Origin of the sequence: Altericroceibacterium spongiae (assembly GCF_003610805.1) — a bacterium.
Lineage (GTDB): Bacteria > Pseudomonadota > Alphaproteobacteria > Sphingomonadales > Sphingomonadaceae > Altericroceibacterium > Altericroceibacterium spongiae.
This window is the reverse complement of record NZ_RAPF01000004.1, coordinates 186,872-206,721: the sequence shown is the minus strand read 5'-3', so window position 1 is coordinate 206,721 and position 19,850 is coordinate 186,872. Positions and strand designations below refer to the sequence as shown.

The following is a 19,850-nucleotide window of genomic DNA, read 5'->3' as shown; positions in this document are numbered from 1 at the left end:
GGCCGTATCCGGCGCCTTATTTCGTGGCGTTATAGGCGATCTGCGATTCGCTGAGCTGGAAACCCACCAGAAGTTCGAAATTGGCGCGGTTGAGCGCGGCCCGCACTTCGGGATCGTTCAGCGGATCGACCGCCGCATCGGCATCCCCGGCCTTGCGCTTACGGGTAATGCGCTCCCGAATATCCTCGGGCAAAGTGGCTTCGGCCTTGTCGATATAGGCCCCCGCCTTCGCCGTGGTGTGGGCGAGTGCTTCGCCATCGGCAAATTGCAGCGTCACTGTGCCGACACGCTTTGCAACCACCGCGCTGGACCCGCGCATCACTGTGGAGAAATAGGGCAGTTCCACCGTGCGTGCGCCCTGCGTATGGGTGCGGCGGGCATAAACGTCGAAAGTCGCCGTGGCATAGACCTGATCGCTGCTATCGTCGCATTGCGACTGCACATTGGTAATATCCGCCACAAGGTCAATGGCATCGGCGGTGCGCGCATCGGCCGGTGAGAACAATGTGACATCGCCCGTATAATCGGGAACACCCACAGCCGGGCAGACAGAGCGCAGGGCCGTGATGCCCACCCCTTGTTCCACCACGAGATCGCCTTCCGAACGGCACCCGGCAAGAGCGGCGGCGGCAACGGTCGCAATCAGGAGAGGATGGCGAAATTTCATCAATATTCCCTTTCAAGGCAGTCGCGGCGGTCCTAGCCCTTTCGCCGCAGCCTCACAACCGCTAGAGACAGCCCCATGAACGCGCCCTTTCCAAATCCGCCCGCAAAAGGCGAAAAATCAGCCCTTACGCTCCTGATTGCCGCCCCGCGCGGATTTTGTGCCGGTGTGGACAGGGCTATCGAAATCGTCGAACGGGCGCTCGAACGCTACGGTGCGCCGGTCTATGTCCGGCATGAAATCGTCCATAATCGCTATGTCGTGGATTCGCTGAAAGCCAAGGGTGCGATTTTCGTCGAGGAACTCGATCAGGTACCCGATGATGTGCCGGTCGTATTCAGCGCGCATGGTGTGCCCAAATCCGTGCCCGCCGAAGCCGAAGCGCGCAAGCTGACCTATGTCGATGCAACCTGCCCGCTGGTCAGCAAAGTGCACCGTCAGGCCGAACGCCAGATCGAAGCCGGGCGGCATATTCTGTTTATCGGCCATCGCGGCCATCCCGAAGTGATCGGCACATTCGGCCAGGTCGATCCCGGCGGCATGACGCTGGTAGAAACGCTGGAAGATGTCGCCACGCTCGATTTCGCTCCGGAGCAGCCGCTCGCTTTTCTGACCCAGACGACGCTTTCGGTGGACGATACCGCTGCTATTGTCGATGCGCTGAAAGAACGGTTCCCGCATATTGTCGGCCCCAAGGCGGAAGATATCTGCTACGCCACCTCCAACCGGCAGGCGGCGGTCAAAAGCATCGCACCGGGCAGCGATCTGGTGCTTGTCATCGGCGCGCCCAATTCATCCAATTCGCTGCGTCTGGTGGAAGTTGCCGAACGCTGCGGCACCTCTGCGAAGCTGATCCAGCGCGCCAGCGAAATTCAGGAGGAATGGCTCGCAGGCGTGGGAACGGTCGGCCTGACAGCAGGCGCCTCCGCACCCGAAGAGCTGGTCCGCGAAGTGGTCGACAAACTGTCTGAATGGCGCGTGGTCGAAGAACATACACTGACTTCGGCCGAGGAAAAAATGGTCTTCAAGCTGCCGCGTCAGCTCGCCTGAGAAGGAAACCGCATGGCAGTCTATACGCATCTCTCCGCGGACGATTTCGCGCGTCTGCTCAGCCATTACGATGTCGGCGACGTCATCTCCTCCAAAGGCATTGCCGAAGGGGTGTCCAATTCCAACTGGCTGATCGACACGACCGGGGGGCGCTTCATTCTCACCATGTATGAGAATCGGGTGGAGCTGGACGATCTGCCCTTCTTTCTCGGCCTGCTCGATCATCTGGCAGCCAAAGGCAGCCCGGTTCCGCGCACCATCCACGATCGCGACGGTGCGCCCTATCGCATGATGGACGGCAAGGCCGTGGCGCTGATCGAATTTTTGTCCGGCGTTTCTATCGACACGCCCACCCCGGCGCAGGCCGAAGCCGTCGGCATCGCCCTTGCCGGGCTGCATATCGATGCACAGGACTTCCCGCAGAGCCGCGCCAATTCCATGGGGCTTTCCGCATGGCGCGATCTTTTCGGACAATGCGGCAAGGACGGACTTGCCAGTATCGATCCCGCCCTGCCCGCTCTGGTCGCAGACCGGATGGATTTCCTCGCCGTCCACTGGCCGGATCATCTGCCGCAATCGGTGATCCATGCCGATCTGTTCCCCGATAATGTGCTGATGCTGGGCGACGAAGTGCGCGGCCTTATCGATTTCTATTTCGCCTGCAACGATCTCACCGCCTATGATCTGGCTGTAACCCATGCAGCATGGTCCTTCACGGCGGACGGCACTTTCCGCGAGGATATCGCCACAGCGCTTATTGCAGGTTATCAGTCGCGCCGTCCGCTTACCGAGGAGGAACGCGACGCACTGCCCGTTTTGGGACAGGCCGCCGCCATGCGTTTTATCGCCACACGTGCTTATGACTGGCTCAACACACCGGCCGATGCACTCGTCACGCGTAAGGACCCGATGGATTTTGCCCGGCGTCTCCAGTTCTATGCACAAAATGGCGCAAAGGCCTTTCCCGGAGCCTTCCCTCCCGCCGCTGGCTAGGGCATGGAACATTCATGAAACGGGTAGAGATTTTCACCGACGGTGCCTGCAAGGGCAATCCGGGCCCCGGCGGCTGGGGCGTGCTCCTGCGCATGGGGCGGCACGAAAAGGAACTGTCCGGCGCCGAACCGGACACCACCAATAACCGCATGGAAATGACGGCGGTTATCAAGGGCCTCAATGCGCTGATCGAACCGTGCGAAGTCGATCTGTATTCCGACAGCAAATATGTGATCGACGGGATCACAAAATGGGTCCACGGATGGAAAAAGAAGGGCTGGATTACAGCCAGCAAGAAGCCGGTGCGCAATGCCGATCTGTGGCATGAGCTGATCGCCGCTGCCAAAGCCCACAAGATCGAGTGGCACTGGGTCAAAGGGCATGACGGCCATGAAGAGAACGAGCGGGTAGACCGGCTCGCCAGCGATGCAGCGGAAGCTCTGGCGCGAGGGGACTAAAACGCCCTGAAAGCAGGTTTTTCTCGCCCGACAGCCCGGCCAGAAGGCCGTCAGGCGAGCATTGTCATCAGCGGAAACGGGCCGGTGAATAGAGATCCGGCGTCAGTCCCATAGTCATGGCATCGCGCCCGCTATTGCGCAGCAGCTGGCTGCCGAGACGGGCCGCCGCCGGAGCGGTCTGAATGCCGAAACCGCCCTGCCCGGCAAACCAGAAAAACGCCTTATCTTCCGGGTCGAAACCATAGACGGGCAGGCGGTCGGGCGCGAAGCTGCGCAGACCCGCCCAGCGATGTTCGACCCGGTCGACAGTCCAGTTGACCGCCTGTTCGAGCCGGTCGATCGCCACGGCTACGTCCATTTCCTCGGGCGCGGCATCACAGGGTTCGGACGTGGTTTCGTCATGCGGACTGAGCCACAAGCTGCCATGTTCTGGCTTGAAATAGAAACTGCCATCGAGATCGAATGTGAGCGGCAGCTCATCCGCAGGAGCAGGATTGACCGCAAGCTGCACCATGGTGCGGCGATAGGGTTCCACCCCGATACGCGGCAATCCGCAAAGATCGGCCACCTTGTCCGCCCAGGCTCCGGCCGCATTGACGAGAATTTCGCAGGTAAACTGCTCGCCTGCCGCGGTTTCGATGGTCCAGCCGCGCTCCGTCCGCTCAGCCGCCACCAGTTGAGAACGGCAGTGCAGAGCGACGCCCTGCTCCTTGCCCAGTTTGAGATAATGCGCATGCAGCGCAGCGACATCGATATCGCTGCAATCGGGTTCGAACGCACCGAAGGCCCATTGTTTGTCGAGGCCGGGCACCATCTCCGCCGCCCGGTGGCGGTCGGTCCATTCGATCTGCACGCCAGCCGTTGCGAAACGGTGGACGAAATCCTCCAGCCCGACTTCCTGATCGGCCCGCGCGAGCGTGAGCGCACCGCGATTCCTGAGAAAGCCGCCATCGCGCAAAAAGCGCCCGGAAGCGGTGGTGAGCGGCTGAATCAGCGGACCGCCATAGCTCTCGGTCCAGAAGGCGGCGGACCGCCCCGTGGCATGATAGCCCGGTCGTTCCTCTGCCTCCAGCAGCAGGACCGAATCCGTATCGGACAATTCGGCGGCAAGACTGGCCCCGGCCATACCGGCACCGACGATGGCAATCCTGAAATGTTCACTCATGATGTCGGCAGCCGATCAAGGAAATCGTCCAGCGCTTCAAGGGCCCGATTGCGCACAGGGTCGATTTCCCGCAAAATTTCATGCGCGGCTTCCTGGCCGAAAAAGAGTGTTTCGCCATGCGGAAGGCGTGCACCGGCCCGCTCTATCGCCGAAAAACTGACCAGCTTATCCGCCCGCGTAGCCAGAAGAAAAACCGGAATTTCAATCGCTTCGAGAATGCCGGGCCGTTCCAGCAGGCGAATCGAAGCGAGCGCGCTGCGCACCCAGCCCCAGCTTCCCGGCCCCATCACCAGCTCAGGACGCTTATCGCGCCACCATTGTTCATCGCGATAGCGATCATCGTCATGGGTAAGCAAAGCTTCGCGACCGGTGGGCAATTCTCCCGGCTTCTCGCTCCATTTCCAGGCAGGCCGTTTCGAGTCGCCGAGCCAGTTCATGAACCGGGCTGCCTGATGCAGCACGATACTGGGCACCGATTGCGGCAGCACACCCAGCATCGGCGCCGACAGAATCAGTGCATCGGGCTGCACGGCACCTTCCGCCACCGCACGCAAAGTAAGATGACCGCCCATGGAATGGCCCGCCAGTACATGCGGCCCCGGCCTGTGAGACCGCCATTGCGCCCAGAAATCCCGTAAATCCGATACCCACAGGCCGAAATCGTCGGCATGGCCGGTCACCGGATCGGCCCCCAGACGGCCAGACCCTGCCTGCCCGCGCCAGTCCGCCGCACTGACCTGCCAGCCCTGCCGCGCCCAGTGATCGAGCGTTTCGAGATATTTTTCATAAGAATCGCCACGCCCCGGCATGAACAGCAGCGAGCCGCGCACCGGCCGGTCTGCCGGGGCCGACCAGTCTATCCGGCGGATCTGATGGCCATCCATGGCTTGCCAGTATCCTTCCCGCGCCTGGGCAGGAATGGACCGGCGATCGAAGGAACTGGCAGGCCGGGACATCATAAACGGACCACTCTCCTCACTTTATTGCAGTGTGATTACGATTCGGCTCGGTCTGGTTACCGTTTGGTAAGTCATGCTCGTTAACCATCGGATCGTCGCAACGCCCAAAGCAAAAAAAAGGGGCACCAGAAGTGAATGAGATGATCCAGTACGGGCTGCTTGCCGCCTTGGCAATTGCGCTCGTCATCGCCGCCATAACCGACCTGACATCGCGCCGAATCGCCAACTGGCTCAATCTGGCAGTGGCTGTCGGCGCCCCCCTTTTCTGGTTAGCCAGCGGAATGGATCTCTGGCCCGATATTGCCTGGCAGATCGGCCTGGCGCTGGTCACTTTCGTCGTTCTGGCAGGGCTCTTCGCGCTCGGCGGAATGGGCGGCGGCGATGTCAAACTGCTGACCGCGCTCGCTCTGTGGATCGAACCTGCGCTGTTCCTGCAAATGATCGTGCTCATGGCGCTGATCGGCGGTGTCCTGACCGTCCTGTTCGGCGGCTGGCATGTGATGCGCCGCAAGAAGACCAAAATCGCAATTCCCTATGGCGTGGCCATTGCGTCGGCGAGCCTGCTGGTGCTCGGCGCGCATTACCTGCCTGCGGCTTCATCCACTGCAGCCATCGCGGGTTGAACCAGATTTTAACCATTTAGCCGCCAGAAAGTCTCCAAAGAGATCAATGGGTTCGCAAAGGGGTGCTCAGCACCATGGATAAAAGAAAGCTCATATTGCTGGTGGGCGCGTTAATCGTCGCCATCGGCACGGCGCTCGCAGCGAGAAGCCTGTTAACCGGGTCTTCCGCGCCTCTGGCCGAAGCGGCCAGCACCGTACCGGCCGGCCCGAAAGTGCTGGTCGCCAAACGCGCTTTGCCTGTTGGCACCATCCTCACAGCCGAATCGGTCGCCTATCAGGAATGGCCGCAAAAACTGATGAAAGATGTCTATTTCACCGAAGGTGCGGACGACATGGCCGATCTGCTCGGCACGGTTGTTCGCTATCCGGTTACAGCCGGAGAACCGGTAACCAAAGGCTCGCTCGTCGCACCGGGCGATCGCGGTTTTCTGGCCGCCGCTCTCGGCCCCGGTATGCGCGCCGTTACCGTGCCCGTCTCGGAGAATACCGGTGTCGCCGGTTTCGTCTTTCCGGGGGACCGCGTCGATCTGGTGCTTTCGCAGACTATCAAGGAAGGACAGGGACAGGCTTTCAACACGGCGGAGACCATTCTGCGCAATATACGTGTGCTCGCCACCGACCGTTCTACCTCTAGCGGCAAGACCGAAGACGGAATGACCGAAGTGCGCGGCTTCAGCAATGTGACGCTCGAAGTGACACCGCGAATCGCGGAAAAGGTCGCCGTCGCGCAAAATGTCGGCACGATCACCCTGTCACTGCGCTCGATTGCCGACAACCAGTCCGAACTGGAGCAGGCACTGGCCTCGGGCGAAATCGAATTGCCGGCCGACGCCACACCCGAAGAAGAAGAAAGGCTGCTGAAAACAGCGCTGAGCTATCCGCATGACGGGCAGAGCAGCTATGTCACCGGGGGCGATATTTCGCGCTATCAGCCCAGCACAATGCCGGCCCCGGCTCCCTCACGTCCGCCGCTTCAGCCGGTCGTTATGGGCTCGCAGCCGACGAACGACACTGCCGCGCCCAGGATCAGCGGCCCCGTCGTCCGTGTCTCACGCGGTAACAACACGGTGATCGTTCCGGTCGGAAAGGATTCGAAATGACATCCCGTTTTTGCAAAATCGCGCTGGGAACGAGCTGCGCGCTGATGGGTCTCGCCATGCTGCCCGTTTCGCCTGCCGGAGCGCAATCCATCACATCCTCGGCCATCGCATCCTCGGCAATGGCATCTTCAGCCATCGTTTCTCCCGCGCAGGATATCTCCCTGTCGATCGGGCGTGGCCATCTGGTCAATGTGCCAGGCGCCATGGCCGATGTCTTTGTGGCCAATGATTCGATTACCGATGTGCAGGTCAAATCTGCGCGCCAGCTCTATGTGTTCGGCAAATCGGGCGGCGAGACCACGCTTTATGCTAGCAATGCGGCGGGCGATATCATCTGGTCGGCCAATATCCGCGTGGGCAATAATATTCAGAGCATCGATCAGATGCTCGCGCTCGCCATGCCCGAAGCGAAAATTTCCGTCGCCACCATGGGCAATAATATGGTGTTGCTGACCGGCACGGTCGCGCAGCCCGAAGATGCAGCCGAAGTCGAAAGGCTCGTCACCGCCTTTGTGGGGGACGGCACCAATGTGGTCTCCCGCCTGCGCACCGCCACGCCGTTGCAGGTCAATCTGCAGGTCCGCTTCGCCGAGGTAAACCGCACGCTGGTCCGCGCCCTGGGTGCCAATCTGCAAAGCCGCGATTCGACCGGCGGGTTTAAATTCGGCATTTCGCAGGGACGTGCCAATCTGGCCGTGAATGGTGACGACGTTTCGGTGAACGGCGTGGCCGATGGCACCACGATTGGCGGGTTCGGCAAATTTCTCGGCCTCGACCTTACGGGCGCGCTCGATCTCGCCGAACAAAACGGCCTCGTCACCACCCTGTCGCAACCCAATCTGACGGCGCTTTCGGGTGAAGCAGCAGAATTTCTCGCCGGCGGTGAATATCCGATCCCGGTCAGTAACGGCAATAATAACGGCGTTACCATCGAATATCGCAAATATGGCGTCAGCCTGCGCTATGCACCGACCGTGCTGAGCAATGGCCGGATTTCGATGCGCGTGCGCCCCGAAGTGTCCGAACTGACCAGCGAAGGTGCGGTCAGTATCGAGGGATTCCAGATCCCTGCGCTGACTGTCAGGCGGGCCGAAACCACGGTGGAGCTCGGCTCGGGCCAGAGCTTCATGATTGCAGGTCTGCTCTCCAACAGCTCGCAAAATATGATCCGCAAGGCGCCGGGCCTCGGCGATGTGCCGATCCTTGGCAATCTGTTCAAATCGACCGAATTCCAGAAAGGGCAGACCGAACTGGTTATCGTGGTCACGCCCTATCTGGTGAAACCGGTCAATGCGAATGACATCGCTTTGCCGACCGACGGATTCAAGGCAGCTACTGCGACTCAGCAGTTTTTCGGCGGAGAAACCGGCTCGACAACGGAAGAACCGCGCCCTGTGCCGCGCCTTGCCGCACCCGAGGACGGGCAACCCGCCCGCAGCGGAGCGACTCCGGACGATCCGCGCAACCGCGCTCAGGATACACCAGAAGAGACAGCCGAACCCGGCTTCAGTTTCGAATGAGAAAGGCTTTTCCGATGGCTCCTTGCACCAAAGGCGCGCTTGCCGCGGTCTTCCTCCTCTCCGCCGGAACCGCGCTTAGCGGCTGCAACAGTGCCGGTCCGGCCAATCGCACGCTCTATTCTGCCCGCCAGCCGGTGGTCGAACGGGGCAGCTATGCGCTCGATCTGCGCGCGGGCACCGGCGGCCTCACCGCCCCCGAACGGCAGCGGCTGGCCGGCTGGTTCGCCGCCATGGATGTCGGCTATGGTGACCGTATCGCCGTGAGCGATCCGGCGGGCGGCGGGGCTGTCGCCAGAGATGTCGCTGCGCTGGCAGGCCGTTATGGCCTGACGCTGAGCGAAGCGATGCCCGCCAGTGCCACGACCATCGAACCGGGCATGGTCCGCGTCACAGTGATGCGCTCGAGCGCGCATGTGCCCGGCTGCCCGGACTGGAGCGACGACGATTCCGCCCATTACAGCAATGAAACCGCGCGCAATTTCGGCTGTGCGACCAATGCCAATCTCGCAGCCATGGTGGCGGACCCCGAGGATCTCATTCGCGGGGCAGAAGATCCGGACAGCACCCGGATCATGACATCGAACAAGGCCATCGCGGCCTATCGCAATCAGGCGGCCACCGGTGCCACGGCCAATGAGGATCTCAATTTCCTCAAAAATGGCTCGGCCTCGGCCACAACGGAGGAGGACTGAACCATGAATGCACCATGGAAAGGCTCTCTGCCCGCCAATCGCGACCCCTTCGCCGCCTTTATCTGCGACGAACTGACGGTGGATGCCATCCGGCCGATGGCGGTGGAAATGGGCTGGGCCCCGGAAAAGGTCGCCAAAGGCGGTCTGCGCAGCGCCGTCCAGTCGCTGTCGATTGCTTCCAGCCCGGCAATTTTGATGGTCGATCTGTCCGAATGCAGCGATCCGCTCAATGAGATCAACGCACTGGCCGAAGTCTGCGAACCGGGCACGGTGGTGATTGCGCTTGGCACGGTCAACGATGTGCGGCTCTATCGCGATCTGCTCGCCAGCGGGATTCACGATTATTTGCTGAAACCGCTCCAGCCGAGCCAGATACGCGATACGCTGCAGCAGGCGCAGGCAATCTTTACCCAGCCGCGCCCGCAGGAAGCGGATAGCCCCGTTCGCCATATCTGCACCGCCATTGTGGGGACCCGCGGCGGTGTCGGTGCCTCCTCGCTGGCAACTTCGCTCGCCTGGCAGTTCAGCTCCGAACACAAGAAAAGCACCGGCCTGCTCGATCTCGACATTCATTTCGGCACCGATGCGCTGGCGCTCGATCTCGAACCGGGCCGCGGGCTCGCCGATGCGATCGACGATCCCAGCCGGATCGACGGATTATTTCTCGAACGCGCCACGATTCAGGCCAATGAACGTCTGTCGATACTCTCGGCAGAAAGCCCGATCAGTTCTCCGCTGCTGACCGACGGTTCCGCCTTTATCCAGCTCGAAGACGAATTTCGCGACGCTTTCGACATGATGGTGATCGACATGCCGCGCAGCATTCTCATCAATTTCCCGCATGTGCTGGAACGGGTCGATGTGGTGGTGCTGGTGGTGGAAATGACGCTCGCTTCGGCGCGCGACACGATCCGCCTGCTGGCATGGCTCAAACAGAATGCACCCGGCACGCAGATCGTGCTCGTCGCCAACAAAATGCAGGGCACGGGCGGCGAAATCAGCCGCAGCGATTTCGAAAGCTCCGTCGAGCGCAGGATCAATTATGCCGTACCCTATGATTACAAAGCCGCAGTGAATGCCGCGAAACTGGGCCAGACGCTGGTGGCGGCCAGCCCCGCCAGCCGAACCACCGCGCCGATCCGCGAAATGGCCGCCACGCTTGCCGCCATCGGCAGCGATGAAGATGTGAAGCTGGAAGAAAGCGGCCCCGTCTCGCTGCTCAGTAAATTCGATCTCAAATCGCTGCTGATGAAGAAAGAACCGCGCCGGGAAAAGAATGAAAAGGCAACTGCCGGAGCGCGCAGCTAAGCGCGCCCCGAAGGCAGCCGGGAGACGATATCGATGGAGACCATCCAGCTTATCCTGATCGGGCTCGGCCTGCTGCTCGGGCTGGTGCTCGTCTATCTTCTGCTCGGCACTTCTTCACCCGACAAGGAAAGCCAGCGCCGGCTGCGGAATCTGCGTATCCGCCATTCGGACAATCCCGAGGAGAAGGTGGAATCGCAGCTCAAGAAAGCCATCGCTGCGCGGCGCCCGAAACGGCATCATGCCGCCGGGCAAAGCTCACGGCTCAAGGCCCTCGAACTGCGCTTGCAACGGACCGGCAAAGGCTGGTCCTTGCAGCAATATTTCTACGCTTCAGGGGGGCTCGCCCTGGTCGTGATGCTGCTGACCTATTTCGAATCGGGTGCCTTTTTGCTTTCGCTGCTGCTCGGCGTTCTGATCGGGGCGGGCCTTCCCCATATGGCGGTGGGCTATTTCATCAATAAGCGGGTGACCGATTTCATCGTCAAATTTCCCGACGGGATCGATCTGATCGTGCGCGGGCTGCGCGCCGGCTTGCCGGTAGCCGAAACGCTGACATTGATTTCGCACGAAATTCCCGGTGCCGTGGGCGAGGAGTTCCGCGCTGTAAGCGAACGCATCCGGATCGGCCGCACCATGGAGGAAGCGCTTCAGGAAACCGCCACCAAGCTCGCTTTGCCCGAATTTCAATTCTTCGTCATCACGCTGGCAATCCAGCGCGAAACCGGAGGCAACCTCTCCGAAACGCTGAAGAATCTGAGCGATGTGCTGCGCAAACGGTCGCAAATGAAGCTCAAGATCAAGGCCATGAGTTCGGAAGCCAAGGCCTCGGCCTATATTATCGGCGCGCTGCCCTTTCTCGTCTTTGCCATGCTGATGACGCTCAACCCCGAATATATGACCGGTTTCTTCACCGACGACCGGCTGATCCTCACCGGGCTGGGCGGCCTTACCTGGATGGGGCTGGGTGTTTTCATCATGTCCAAAATGGTCCGGTTTGAGATCTGAGCGGGAGGAAAGACGCAATATGACTGCCAGTTCCGGCCCCACTCTTCTCGGTATCGATGTCGTACTGATCGGCACCGTTCTGGTCGGCATCGCCGCTGCAGCGGTGATGCTGGCGATCTATGCGGCGATTACTGTGCGCGATCCGATGGCCGACCGGGTCAAGGCGCTCAATGCCCGACGGGAGGAGCTGAAAGCCGGTATCGTCGCTCCCCCGTCCCGGCGGCGGCGCCTGATCCGCCGTAATGACACGACCGACCGGCTGAAGGAATGGCTCGAAAAGCTCTGTGTCCTTCAGGAAAGCCAGCTTGCCGAAATTCAGCAAAAGCTCGCCCATGCGGGCTATCGCAACAAGGAATGGGCCGTTGCGGTGATCTTCGCACGGATGATGCTGCCGATCACTTTCGGCACGCTGGGCGGGTTGTTTCTCTACGGTTTCGATATTTTCCCCGACTGGGGTGCGCTCAAGCGTTTTCTGGCCTTCGCCGCATTGCTGATCGGGAGCTATAAAGGCCCGGAAATCTTCCTCAAGAACAAGACCAGCAAACGAACGGACGCCATTCGCAAAGGTTTGCCCGATGCGCTGGACCTGCTGGTGATCTGCGCCGAAGCGGGGCTGACAGTCGATGCCGCTTTCAACCGGGTGGCGCGCGAACTGGGCCGGGCCTATCCCGAACTGGGCGATGAATTCGCTCTTACCTCAATCGAACTGTCCTTCCTTACCGAGAGGCGGCAAGCCTTCGAAAATCTCGCTTACCGGGTCGATCTCGACGCGGTACGCGGTGTGGTGACGACCATGATCCAGACCGAGCGCTACGGCACTCCGCTTGCTTCGGCGCTGCGTGTGCTGTCGGCCGAATTCCGCAATGAACGCATGATGCGTGCCGAGGAAAAGGCCGCCCGCCTGCCCGCGATCATGACGGTGCCGCTGATTCTGTTCATCCTGCCAGTGCTGTTCATCGTCATCCTCGGCCCTGCTGCCTGCTCTCTCTCCAGCGTCTTCGCCGAAGGCGGCGCGGCGGCAGGGTGATTGCGGGAAGGAAGCTTCCGGTTATGGAATCAGCACAATGTTGCCAGTAGTCTGCCCCGCTTCAAGATCGCTCTGTGCTTTTGCCGCAAGGCTCAGTCTGTAGCGGCGGTGTGTAAGCGGCAGGATACCGTCGGCCATGGCGGCAATCACTGCCTGCGCGGCAAGGCGATAGGTCGCCCGGTCCGCCATATAGGCCATGATGCTCGGGCGTGAGAGCGACAAAGAGCGTGCCGGGCCGAGAGCCTCGACCGGCACAGGCGCAATCGGCCCGGCCACCTGTCCGATGGACGCGACCATACCGAAAGGCCTGACACAGCCCAGCGTACGGGGCAAAGTCTCTCCGCCGATCCCGTCTATTGCGTAATCGACCAGACGGCCGCCGGTCAGCCGGCCGATATCCGCCGCAATATCGGCATCGCGCCCGATCACGACATGCTCCGCGCCATGCGCGCGCGACATTTCCGCTTTTTCCGGGGAACCGGCGGTCGTGATGACATGCGCTCCGATCCGGGCGGCCCAGCGGGTCAGCGCCGCGCCGAGTCCGCCGGCACCCGCATGAACGAGCAAATGTGTACCCTTCGCCACCGGGTAAATCCGGGTCAGCAGCATATGCACGGTCATCCCGCGCAAAAACGCGCCGCCGGCCGCTATGGGGCTGACATTATCGGGCAATTTGATCGCCCGCCAGCCGGGCAGCAGGCGGGTGGTGGCATAAGCGCCGGGAAGGCCTGCATAAACGATGCGGTCTCCCGCTTCGACATGGCTTACCTGCGCGCCCACCGCTTCGACGATACCGGCCCCTTCCACCCCCGGAACCGCAGGAAGCGGCAGAGGATAGAGCCCTGTCCGGTGATATATGTCGATGAAATTAACGCCTATAGCCTCATGACGGATGCGCAATTCACCGGGGCCGGGTTGTTGCGGCTCACCAGGAACCACTGCCAGCCCCCCGACACCGCCCACTGTCTGCAATTCCACTTTTCGATCCATCACCTTTCTCCATTTCCGGGAAAGGCTCTGCGCCATCGACAATAGTTAGAAAATTCCCTAAAAATTTACCTTTGACGTTAAAAATTTAACCGAACCTGCCTATTATGAACTGGGACGATCTTCGCCATTTCGCTGCACTGGCTTCCGCCGGATCGCTTTCCGCTGCCGCCCGCATGCTGGGTGTCGAACATGCGACCGTGGCCCGGCGCATCGCCTCGCTCGAAGCCAGTCTGGCTATCGCTCTGGTCGATCGGCGCGGACGACGCTGGAGCCTCACAGCAGACGGCGAGAGAATCGCTGCCATTGCCTCTCGCATGGGGCTGGAAGCGGAAGCCGCGCGGCGAACTGCCAGAAATGCGCAGTCGGACCTTTCGGGCACGGTCACCGTCAGCGCGCCACCGCTGCTGGCTGCGCAGCTTCTGGCCCAGCCGCTCGCCCGGTTTCAACAGCAGCATCCGCAACTCGCCATCCGGGTTCTGGGAGAAACGCGCAAAGCCTCGCTCGACCGGAGCGAGGCCGATCTCGCTATCCGGCTAAGCCGTCCGGAACGCGGTGATCTGACGATTGTCCGGCTCGGGCAGATCAACTTCCATCTCTATGCCACGCCCGACTATCTCACAGCGACAAAGGAGGAGGACTGGCGCTTTATCGGCAATGACGGCGATTTGCGCAGCGCTCCGCAACAAAGCGCGCTGGAAAATGTCGCAAAGGGGCGCAATTTTGCCTTTTCGGCCAGCACGATGGAAATTCAGCGAAACGCGGCACAGGCCGGGGCCGGTATCGCCGCCTTGCCCGATTTCATGATGTCGGATGAGACAATGCTGATCCGGGCAATGCCCGAAAGCGTGCTGCTGTCACGCGAAATATGGCTGGTAATTCATTCGGATCTTACACGGTCCGCACCGGTCAAAGCCGTTGCCGCCCATCTGCGCGGGATTTTCGCAAAGGCTTTCGCACATGCCCCGTCCGGCAGAACCGATTAAGGCAGACCACCTTGCGCACCGTCGGCTAAGCCGGTTCAGCGCACGCCGAAATTGCCGATAAACAGATCTTCCGTATCGAGCCCGTCCGCCTCATGCCACACGCGGTCGAGCATTTCGCGAAAAGTCTGCAACTCGGCATCGCTGAAATTGGCGAACAGGCGCTTTTCCATTTCCTGCGCAACGGGCATGATCTCATCATGCATCCGGCGCCCGGCGCGAGTGAGTTCGAGCAAATGGGAGCGGCCATCCTGCTCATTGGGCTTGCGCGATGCAAGACCGCGATCTTCGAGCACTTTGCAGGCCCGGTTGACGGCCACCTTATCCATCACGGTCAGCCGGGTGAGGTCACGCTGAGTCAGCGACCCTGCATCGCCCAGCACCGCCATCACACGCCATTCGGGCACTTTGAGATCGACCTTATCGTGATATTCCACAGCAATCCGCGCGCTCACGGCATTGGACGTGATCGAGAGCAGATAGGGCAGAAAATCCGACAGACGGTTATATTCAATCATTATGCCTATGCTCTGGGTCAGCAAGACAATGATTGCAAGACAATATTATTTCACGTGCAACTTAATTTGCAGCTCTTAAACTGCGCGGAACAGCCTTCCGGCTACTGCATCCAGTCGCGCAGCGATGTCAGGCTTCCAGAACCGGCGCGGTGTGATGATGGCATTGTCGAGCGCCCGGTCGATCGCATTGGCCGGCCTTTCGGGTGGCAAGGACGAAGCGAGTTTGCGCAGAGAGAGGCGCGCCTTTGCGGCATTTTCTTGCGCCACTTCCAGCACCTGAGCTACATCCACCGCCTCGTCATTTTCGCGCCAGCAGTCGTAATCCGTCACCATACCGAGCAGCGCATAGGGCAGTTCGGCCTCACGGGCGAGGCGGGCTTCGGGCATTGCCGTCATTCCGATCACATCGGCGCCCCATTCGCGATACATATGGCTTTCGGCGCGGGTCGAAAATTGCGGCCCTTCAATCGCGACATAGCACCCGCCGCGATGGGTCGGCACACCGGCCTGTTCCGCGGCATCGACCACCCGCTCCGACAGGAGCGGACAGGTCGGATCGGCGAGACTCACATGCGCGACCAGCCCTTCACCGAAAAAGCTGCGTTCGCGCAACACAGTCCGGTCGATTAGCTGATCGATAGCGATGAATTCTCCGGGGCGGATCGGTTCGCGCAGAGAACCGATGGCTGAGAGCGCCACAATATCGGTAACGCCGCAGCGCTTGAGCACGTCGATATTGGCGCGGTAATTAACGGTGGAAGGGGACAGGCGGTGGCCTTCCCCATGGCGGGCCAGAAAAGTGAACCGAATGCCATTCAGCGAGCCAGTCGTGACCGGACCGGAGGGTTCACCGAAGGGACTTCTGACGGAAATGGACTGTTCGTCATCGAGGCTTCCCGGCGCATAGAGCCCCGATCCGCCTATAACGCCGATATGCCAGCCCTGTTGCGCCATTATGGCCCCTTTCCATGCGTCTGTGGCTCCGTTCGGTGCCGTTATGGCCCTCTTCTCCCGGCACCATAGCCGAACGGAATATCCGCCCGGCTATGGTCGGAAAAAGAATCGATCAGGCAACAGCGATATTCAGCTGCCCATCGCCTTCATCGATATGAACCGTCGATCCATCGGGCACATCGCCAGCCAGAAGTTTCTCGGCCAGCGGGTCCTGCAGATAGCGCTGAACCGCGCGTTTGAGCGGCCTTGCACCATAAACAGGATCGTAACCCACCCGGCCGAGCCAGCGCCTTGCCGCCTCGGTCAGATCAAGTGTGATCTTGCGGTCGCTGAGCAGCTTCTGAACACGATCCACCTGGATATCGACGATCGGTGCCATATCGGCCTGTCCCAAACGGTGGAACAGAATAACTTCATCCAGACGGTTGAGAAATTCCGGCCGGAAATGCGCCCGGACCACATCCATCACCTGCGATTCCACATCGGCCACATCCTGCCCTTCATCGAGATTGGACAGATACTGGCTTCCCAGATTGGAGGTCAGAATGATGAGTGTATTGGAGAAATCAACCACCCGGCCCTGCCCGTCGGTCAGACGGCCATCGTCGAGCACCTGCAACAGCACGTTGAACACGTCGCTATGGGCTTTCTCGACCTCATCGAACAGGATCACCTGATAAGGACGACGACGCACGGCTTCGGTCAGCACACCGCCTTCCTCATAACCGACATAGCCCGGAGGGGCGCCGATCAGACGGGCAACCGCGTGTTTCTCCATGAATTCACTCATGTCGATCCGCACCATCGCGCTGTCATCATCGAACAGGAATTCGGCAAGCGCTTTGGTCAGTTCGGTCTTGCCGACACCGGTCGGGCCGAGGAACAGGAAGCTGCCCAGCGGCCGGTTCGGATCCTGCAAACCCGCCCTTGCGCGGCGCACTGCCTTGGAGACGGCTTCCACCGCCTGCTTCTGCCCGATTACGCGCTGACCGATCACTTCCTCCATTTTGAGGAGCTTTTCGCGCTCACCTTCGAGCATTTTGTCGATCGGAACGCCGGTCCAGCGGCTGACCACAGAGGCAATATCCTCTTCGGTCACTTCTTCGCGCAGCATGGCATTGGAAGACTGTTCATGTGCGGCCGCCAGAGCCTTTTCCAGCTCGGGAATCTTGCCATAAGACAGTTCGCCCGCTTTGGCGAGATCGCCGCTACGCTGCGCCTGCTCCAGCTCGATCCGCGCCTGATCGAGTTGTTCCTTGATCTTGCCCTCGGACGCGATTTTGTCGCGTTCGTTCTGCCAGCGTGTGGTCAGTTCGGACGATTGCTGCTCCAGATTAGCGAGTTCCTCGCGCAGATTGGCCAGCCGATCCTTCGACGCATCGTCGCTTTCCTTGCTCAGTGCGGATTCCTCGATCTTGAGCTGGATAATCCGGCGATCAAGATTTTCGATTTCCTCAGGCTTGGATTCCACTTCCATCCGGATGCGGCTGGCCGCCTCATCCATCAGGTCGATAGCTTTATCGGGCAGGAAGCGATTGGTGATATAGCGGTTGGACAGCTGCGCGGCAGCGACAATCGCTGCATCCGTGATGCGTACACCGTGATGCAACTCATATTTTTCCTTGAGACCGCGCAGGATCGAAACCGTATCTTCAACGGTCGGTTCATCCACGAAAACCGGCTGAAAACGCCGCTGCAAAGCTGCGTCTTTCTCAACATATTTCTGATATTCATCGAGCGTGGTTGCACCGATACAATGCAATTCACCGCGCGCCAGAGCCGGTTTCAGGAGGTTGCCTGCATCCATCGAACCTTCGGACGCGCCCGCCCCTATCAGCGTGTGCATCTCGTCGATGAACAGGATAATTTGCCCGTCGGAATTTTTGACTTCATCGAGCACGGCTTTGAGCCGCTCTTCGAACTCACCACGATATTTGGCGCCCGCAATCAGCGATCCCATATCGAGCGCCATCAGTGTGCGATCCTTAAGGCTGTCAGGCACGTCGCCATTGGCGATACGCAGTGCCAGCCCTTCCACTATAGCGGTTTTACCGACACCGGGATCGCCGATCAGCACCGGATTATTCTTGGTACGGCGCGCCAGAATTTGTACCGTACGACGGATCTCCTCGTCGCGACCGATCACCGGATCGAGCTTGCCCGAACGGGCCGCCTCGGTGAGGTCACGAGCATATTTCTTCATCGCATCATAGCTTTCTTCAGCGCTGGCTGAATCCGCCGTGCGGCCGCCACGCAATTCCTCGATTGCCTTGTTAAGGCCTTCCGGCGTCACATTGGCAGCAGCCAGAGCCTGCCCTGCCTTCGTCGTCTTGGCGAGCGTCAAGGCCAGCAGCAAACGCTCGACAGTGACGAAGCTGTCACCCGCTTTGGTGGCGATCTGTTCCGCCTGATCGAGTACGCGGACTGCATCATTATCGAGACCGGGCGTCTGCTGTGCCCCGCCGCCCGATACGACAGGCACTTTTGCCAGGGCTGCGTCGACTTCATCGGCCGCGAATTTGGCATTGCCACCCGCCCGCTGGATCAACCCGGCAGCCATACCTTCATTATCTTCAAGCAGTGCCTTGAGCAGATGCTCAGGCGAAATCCGCTGATGGCTCATGCGGATAGCAACAGTCTGCGCCGACTGGAGAAATCCCTTGGCGCGGTCAGTGAATTTTTCGAGATTCATGTGATGCCCTCATTCCTTTCCCGCTTGAGATAGTGTTGCATTTCAGCAACACAAGACCCCATTCAATCTTTTCCGATACAGGTCATGCAGAGAAAGCCGCGATCCCCGGATAAATAGGGGGCGCGACTTTCGTTGCAAGATCGCGACACTGCCTGAAACCTCATTCCGCCAACCGGAAATTGCTGAACAGCAAACGGGCTCCATGCCGTGTCCGGGTCGGCGCACTGATAAAGAAATATTTGGCCGGATTGTTGTCGAACAATTTGGCATCGGCGATTTTCTGCTGATCGAAATAGACCTGCATCATATCCCCGTCCACAGCGATAGAGACGTGCATGGTCCGGTTCGCATAATCGCGCAAATCCAGCTTGCTGGCATGGTAATAGCCCGTCGCGCTGCTGCTGACCGACGTGCTGCCTGCAAAATTCGCATTCACTGCCGCAATACCACCATCATTATGCGCATCCATCACGTAGCTTTGTACGCTGTTATTGCGGGTGAAACCGAAATAGAAACCACCTGCATCGCGGGTCGTGTCAGCTGCGATCACCATATCGAATTCGACTGTGAAACTGGCCGGCAATTGCGGTGCATCGGTGAGCTTATAGGTGGCGAATGGCTGAAGGGCGAGCCAGTTGCCCGGAATGCCGCCGACACTGACGACCGAGCCGGAACCGTTCGTCTTCCATTCTTTCGGCATAGCGCCAATTGGCGTATCCGAAAAATCGTCCTGCACAATGGTTCTTGCGCCGGCCCTGAAATCGAAGCCCTCATTGATCTGCAGGCTCTGCCCATCGGCATCGTCGATCCGCCCGTCATCATTGCGCACGTCACCCCGATCACCCCGCACCTGCCGGTTGACTTCCTGCTCCACCCGGTCCTGCACCGCTCCGAACAAGCCGCCCAGCTGGGCAGAGGCAGGCACCGCAAGCACCATCAGCGGCAGGGCAAAACCGGCATAACGAAGCGGACGGGAAAGCGAATGCACCATAATAACTCCTGAGAACATTTATCTGCCCGGCTTTCTGCCGGTGTCTGTCTTCTGCGACCGTTTAGAATATTCCCGAAGCGATCATGCAAGCCATTCGCGAACAAAATTTTCACTCATCCCCATTCATTCTGACAAAACGGTCAGTTGCAACGGATATGCTT

At 60.1% G+C, this 19,850-nt stretch carries 19 protein-coding genes; 11 read left to right on the top strand and 8 right to left on the bottom strand.

Annotated elements, in window-relative coordinates; genetic code table 11:
* Positions 1 to 16: 16 nt before the first annotated feature.
* Positions 17 to 667, bottom strand: a complete 651-nt coding sequence (locus D6851_RS09340; protein ID WP_120324627.1) for a hypothetical protein — start codon at positions 665 to 667, stop codon at positions 17 to 19.
* A 75-nt stretch (positions 668 to 742) separates the two neighbouring features.
* Here D6851_RS09340 and ispH point away from each other — a divergent pair, with 75 nt between their 5' ends.
* From ispH to rnhA, 3 genes are read left to right on the top strand one after another with little or no spacing between them, the layout of a single operon-like run.
* Positions 743 to 1,714: a 4-hydroxy-3-methylbut-2-enyl diphosphate reductase gene (ispH, locus tag D6851_RS09335; RefSeq protein WP_120324626.1), complete on the top strand. Its 972-nt coding sequence runs from the start codon at positions 743 to 745 to the stop codon at positions 1,712 to 1,714.
* A 12-nt stretch (positions 1,715 to 1,726) separates the two neighbouring features.
* Positions 1,727 to 2,707, top strand: a complete 981-nt coding sequence (gene thrB, locus D6851_RS09330; RefSeq protein WP_120324625.1) for a homoserine kinase — start codon at positions 1,727 to 1,729, stop codon at positions 2,705 to 2,707.
* A gap of 14 nt (positions 2,708 to 2,721) precedes the next feature.
* Complete coding sequence (gene rnhA, locus D6851_RS09325) at positions 2,722 to 3,165, top strand: ribonuclease HI (RefSeq protein ID WP_120324624.1); 444 nt, start codon at positions 2,722 to 2,724, stop codon at positions 3,163 to 3,165.
* Between the two features lie 67 nt (positions 3,166 to 3,232).
* Here the strand turns inward: rnhA and D6851_RS09320 are convergent, their stop codons facing one another.
* A complete protein-coding gene (locus D6851_RS09320; protein WP_120324623.1) occupies positions 3,233 to 4,330 on the bottom strand; it encodes an NAD(P)/FAD-dependent oxidoreductase in 1,098 nt (365 codons plus the stop codon).
* Complete coding sequence (locus D6851_RS09315) at positions 4,327 to 5,289, bottom strand: alpha/beta fold hydrolase (RefSeq protein WP_120324622.1); 963 nt, start codon at positions 5,287 to 5,289, stop codon at positions 4,327 to 4,329. The genes D6851_RS09320 and D6851_RS09315 overlap by 4 nt, the downstream gene beginning before the upstream one ends.
* Before the next feature lie 140 nt (positions 5,290 to 5,429).
* On the opposite strand from D6851_RS09315, the gene D6851_RS09310 reads away from it, so the two are divergent.
* The 7 genes from D6851_RS09310 to D6851_RS09280 all read left to right on the top strand — a co-directional run bounded on the left by D6851_RS09310 (position 5,430) and on the right by D6851_RS09280 (position 12,564).
* Entirely contained in the window at positions 5,430 to 5,912 is a 483-nt protein-coding gene (locus D6851_RS09310) for an A24 family peptidase (protein ID WP_183030055.1), read from the top strand.
* 74 nt (positions 5,913 to 5,986) lie between these two features.
* Positions 5,987 to 7,012, top strand: coding sequence for a Flp pilus assembly protein CpaB (gene cpaB, locus D6851_RS09305; protein WP_120324620.1), 1,026 nt, complete (start codon positions 5,987 to 5,989; stop codon positions 7,010 to 7,012).
* Positions 7,009 to 8,532: a type II and III secretion system protein family protein gene (locus D6851_RS09300; protein ID WP_120324619.1), complete on the top strand. Its 1,524-nt coding sequence runs from the start codon at positions 7,009 to 7,011 to the stop codon at positions 8,530 to 8,532. The genes cpaB and D6851_RS09300 overlap by 4 nt, the downstream gene beginning before the upstream one ends.
* A gap of 14 nt (positions 8,533 to 8,546) precedes the next feature.
* Positions 8,547 to 9,224 carry a CpaD family pilus assembly protein gene (locus tag D6851_RS09295; RefSeq protein ID WP_120324771.1) on the top strand — a complete coding sequence of 226 codons (678 nt, stop codon included), beginning with the start codon at positions 8,547 to 8,549 and terminating at the stop codon, positions 9,222 to 9,224.
* A gap of 3 nt (positions 9,225 to 9,227) precedes the next feature.
* The gene (locus D6851_RS09290) at positions 9,228 to 10,532 is read left to right on the top strand and encodes a pilus assembly protein CpaE (RefSeq protein WP_120324618.1); all 1,305 of its coding nucleotides are present in this window, start codon (positions 9,228 to 9,230) and stop codon (positions 10,530 to 10,532) included.
* Between the two features lie 33 nt (positions 10,533 to 10,565).
* Positions 10,566 to 11,537 (top strand): type II secretion system F family protein, encoded by a 972-nt coding sequence (locus D6851_RS09285; RefSeq protein ID WP_120324617.1) that lies wholly within the window; start codon positions 10,566 to 10,568, stop codon positions 11,535 to 11,537.
* Between the two features lie 19 nt (positions 11,538 to 11,556).
* A complete protein-coding gene (locus D6851_RS09280) occupies positions 11,557 to 12,564 on the top strand; it encodes a type II secretion system F family protein (protein ID WP_120324616.1) in 1,008 nt (335 codons plus the stop codon).
* 21 nt (positions 12,565 to 12,585) lie between these two features.
* Here the strand turns inward: D6851_RS09280 and D6851_RS09275 are convergent, their stop codons facing one another.
* Positions 12,586 to 13,554: a quinone oxidoreductase family protein gene (locus tag D6851_RS09275; RefSeq protein ID WP_120324615.1), complete on the bottom strand. Its 969-nt coding sequence runs from the start codon at positions 13,552 to 13,554 to the stop codon at positions 12,586 to 12,588.
* A 104-nt stretch (positions 13,555 to 13,658) separates the two neighbouring features.
* Between D6851_RS09275 and D6851_RS09270 the strand changes: the two genes are divergently transcribed.
* Complete coding sequence (locus D6851_RS09270) at positions 13,659 to 14,537, top strand: LysR family transcriptional regulator (protein WP_120324614.1); 879 nt, start codon at positions 13,659 to 13,661, stop codon at positions 14,535 to 14,537.
* Positions 14,538 to 14,572: 35 nt separating this feature from the next.
* Here the strand turns inward: D6851_RS09270 and D6851_RS09265 are convergent, their stop codons facing one another.
* The 4 genes from D6851_RS09265 to D6851_RS09250 all read right to left on the bottom strand — a co-directional run bounded on the left by D6851_RS09265 (position 14,573) and on the right by D6851_RS09250 (position 19,689).
* Positions 14,573 to 15,052, bottom strand: a complete 480-nt coding sequence (locus tag D6851_RS09265; protein WP_120324613.1) for a MarR family winged helix-turn-helix transcriptional regulator — start codon at positions 15,050 to 15,052, stop codon at positions 14,573 to 14,575.
* 75 nt (positions 15,053 to 15,127) lie between these two features.
* On the bottom strand, positions 15,128 to 16,006 hold the full coding sequence (gene mtnP, locus D6851_RS09260; protein ID WP_120324612.1) for an S-methyl-5'-thioadenosine phosphorylase: 879 nt from the start codon (positions 16,004 to 16,006) through the stop codon (positions 15,128 to 15,130).
* 112 nt (positions 16,007 to 16,118) lie between these two features.
* Entirely contained in the window at positions 16,119 to 18,698 is a 2,580-nt protein-coding gene (gene clpB / locus D6851_RS09255; RefSeq protein WP_120324611.1) for an ATP-dependent chaperone ClpB, read from the bottom strand.
* Positions 18,699 to 18,858: 160 nt separating this feature from the next.
* A complete protein-coding gene (locus tag D6851_RS09250) occupies positions 18,859 to 19,689 on the bottom strand; it encodes a hypothetical protein (RefSeq protein WP_120324610.1) in 831 nt (276 codons plus the stop codon).
* Between the last annotated feature and the right edge of the window lie 161 nt (positions 19,690 to 19,850).

What these genes read in the sequence shown, in the direction of transcription:
- D6851_RS09340 (WP_120324627.1), bottom strand. Translation starts at nt 667, where the DNA reads ATGAAATTTCGCCATCCTCTCCTGATTGCGACCGTTGCCGCCGCCGCT.
- ispH (WP_120324626.1), top strand. Translation starts at nt 743, where the DNA reads ATGAACGCGCCCTTTCCAAATCCGCCCGCAAAAGGCGAAAAATCAGCC.
- thrB (WP_120324625.1), top strand. Translation starts at nt 1,727, where the DNA reads ATGGCAGTCTATACGCATCTCTCCGCGGACGATTTCGCGCGTCTGCTC.
- rnhA (WP_120324624.1), top strand. Translation starts at nt 2,722, where the DNA reads ATGAAACGGGTAGAGATTTTCACCGACGGTGCCTGCAAGGGCAATCCG.
- D6851_RS09320 (WP_120324623.1), bottom strand. Translation starts at nt 4,330, where the DNA reads ATGAGTGAACATTTCAGGATTGCCATCGTCGGTGCCGGTATGGCCGGG.
- D6851_RS09315 (WP_120324622.1), bottom strand. Translation starts at nt 5,289, where the DNA reads ATGATGTCCCGGCCTGCCAGTTCCTTCGATCGCCGGTCCATTCCTGCC.
- D6851_RS09310 (WP_183030055.1), top strand. Translation starts at nt 5,430, where the DNA reads ATGATCCAGTACGGGCTGCTTGCCGCCTTGGCAATTGCGCTCGTCATC.
- cpaB (WP_120324620.1), top strand. Translation starts at nt 5,987, where the DNA reads ATGGATAAAAGAAAGCTCATATTGCTGGTGGGCGCGTTAATCGTCGCC.
- D6851_RS09300 (WP_120324619.1), top strand. Translation starts at nt 7,009, where the DNA reads ATGACATCCCGTTTTTGCAAAATCGCGCTGGGAACGAGCTGCGCGCTG.
- D6851_RS09295 (WP_120324771.1), top strand. Translation starts at nt 8,547, where the DNA reads ATGGCTCCTTGCACCAAAGGCGCGCTTGCCGCGGTCTTCCTCCTCTCC.
- D6851_RS09290 (WP_120324618.1), top strand. Translation starts at nt 9,228, where the DNA reads ATGAATGCACCATGGAAAGGCTCTCTGCCCGCCAATCGCGACCCCTTC.
- D6851_RS09285 (WP_120324617.1), top strand. Translation starts at nt 10,566, where the DNA reads ATGGAGACCATCCAGCTTATCCTGATCGGGCTCGGCCTGCTGCTCGGG.
- D6851_RS09280 (WP_120324616.1), top strand. Translation starts at nt 11,557, where the DNA reads ATGACTGCCAGTTCCGGCCCCACTCTTCTCGGTATCGATGTCGTACTG.
- D6851_RS09275 (WP_120324615.1), bottom strand. Translation starts at nt 13,554, where the DNA reads ATGGATCGAAAAGTGGAATTGCAGACAGTGGGCGGTGTCGGGGGGCTG.
- D6851_RS09270 (WP_120324614.1), top strand. Translation starts at nt 13,659, where the DNA reads ATGAACTGGGACGATCTTCGCCATTTCGCTGCACTGGCTTCCGCCGGA.
- D6851_RS09265 (WP_120324613.1), bottom strand. Translation starts at nt 15,052, where the DNA reads ATGATTGAATATAACCGTCTGTCGGATTTTCTGCCCTATCTGCTCTCG.
- mtnP (WP_120324612.1), bottom strand. Translation starts at nt 16,006, where the DNA reads ATGGCGCAACAGGGCTGGCATATCGGCGTTATAGGCGGATCGGGGCTC.
- clpB (WP_120324611.1), bottom strand. Translation starts at nt 18,698, where the DNA reads ATGAATCTCGAAAAATTCACTGACCGCGCCAAGGGATTTCTCCAGTCG.
- D6851_RS09250 (WP_120324610.1), bottom strand. Translation starts at nt 19,689, where the DNA reads ATGGTGCATTCGCTTTCCCGTCCGCTTCGTTATGCCGGTTTTGCCCTG.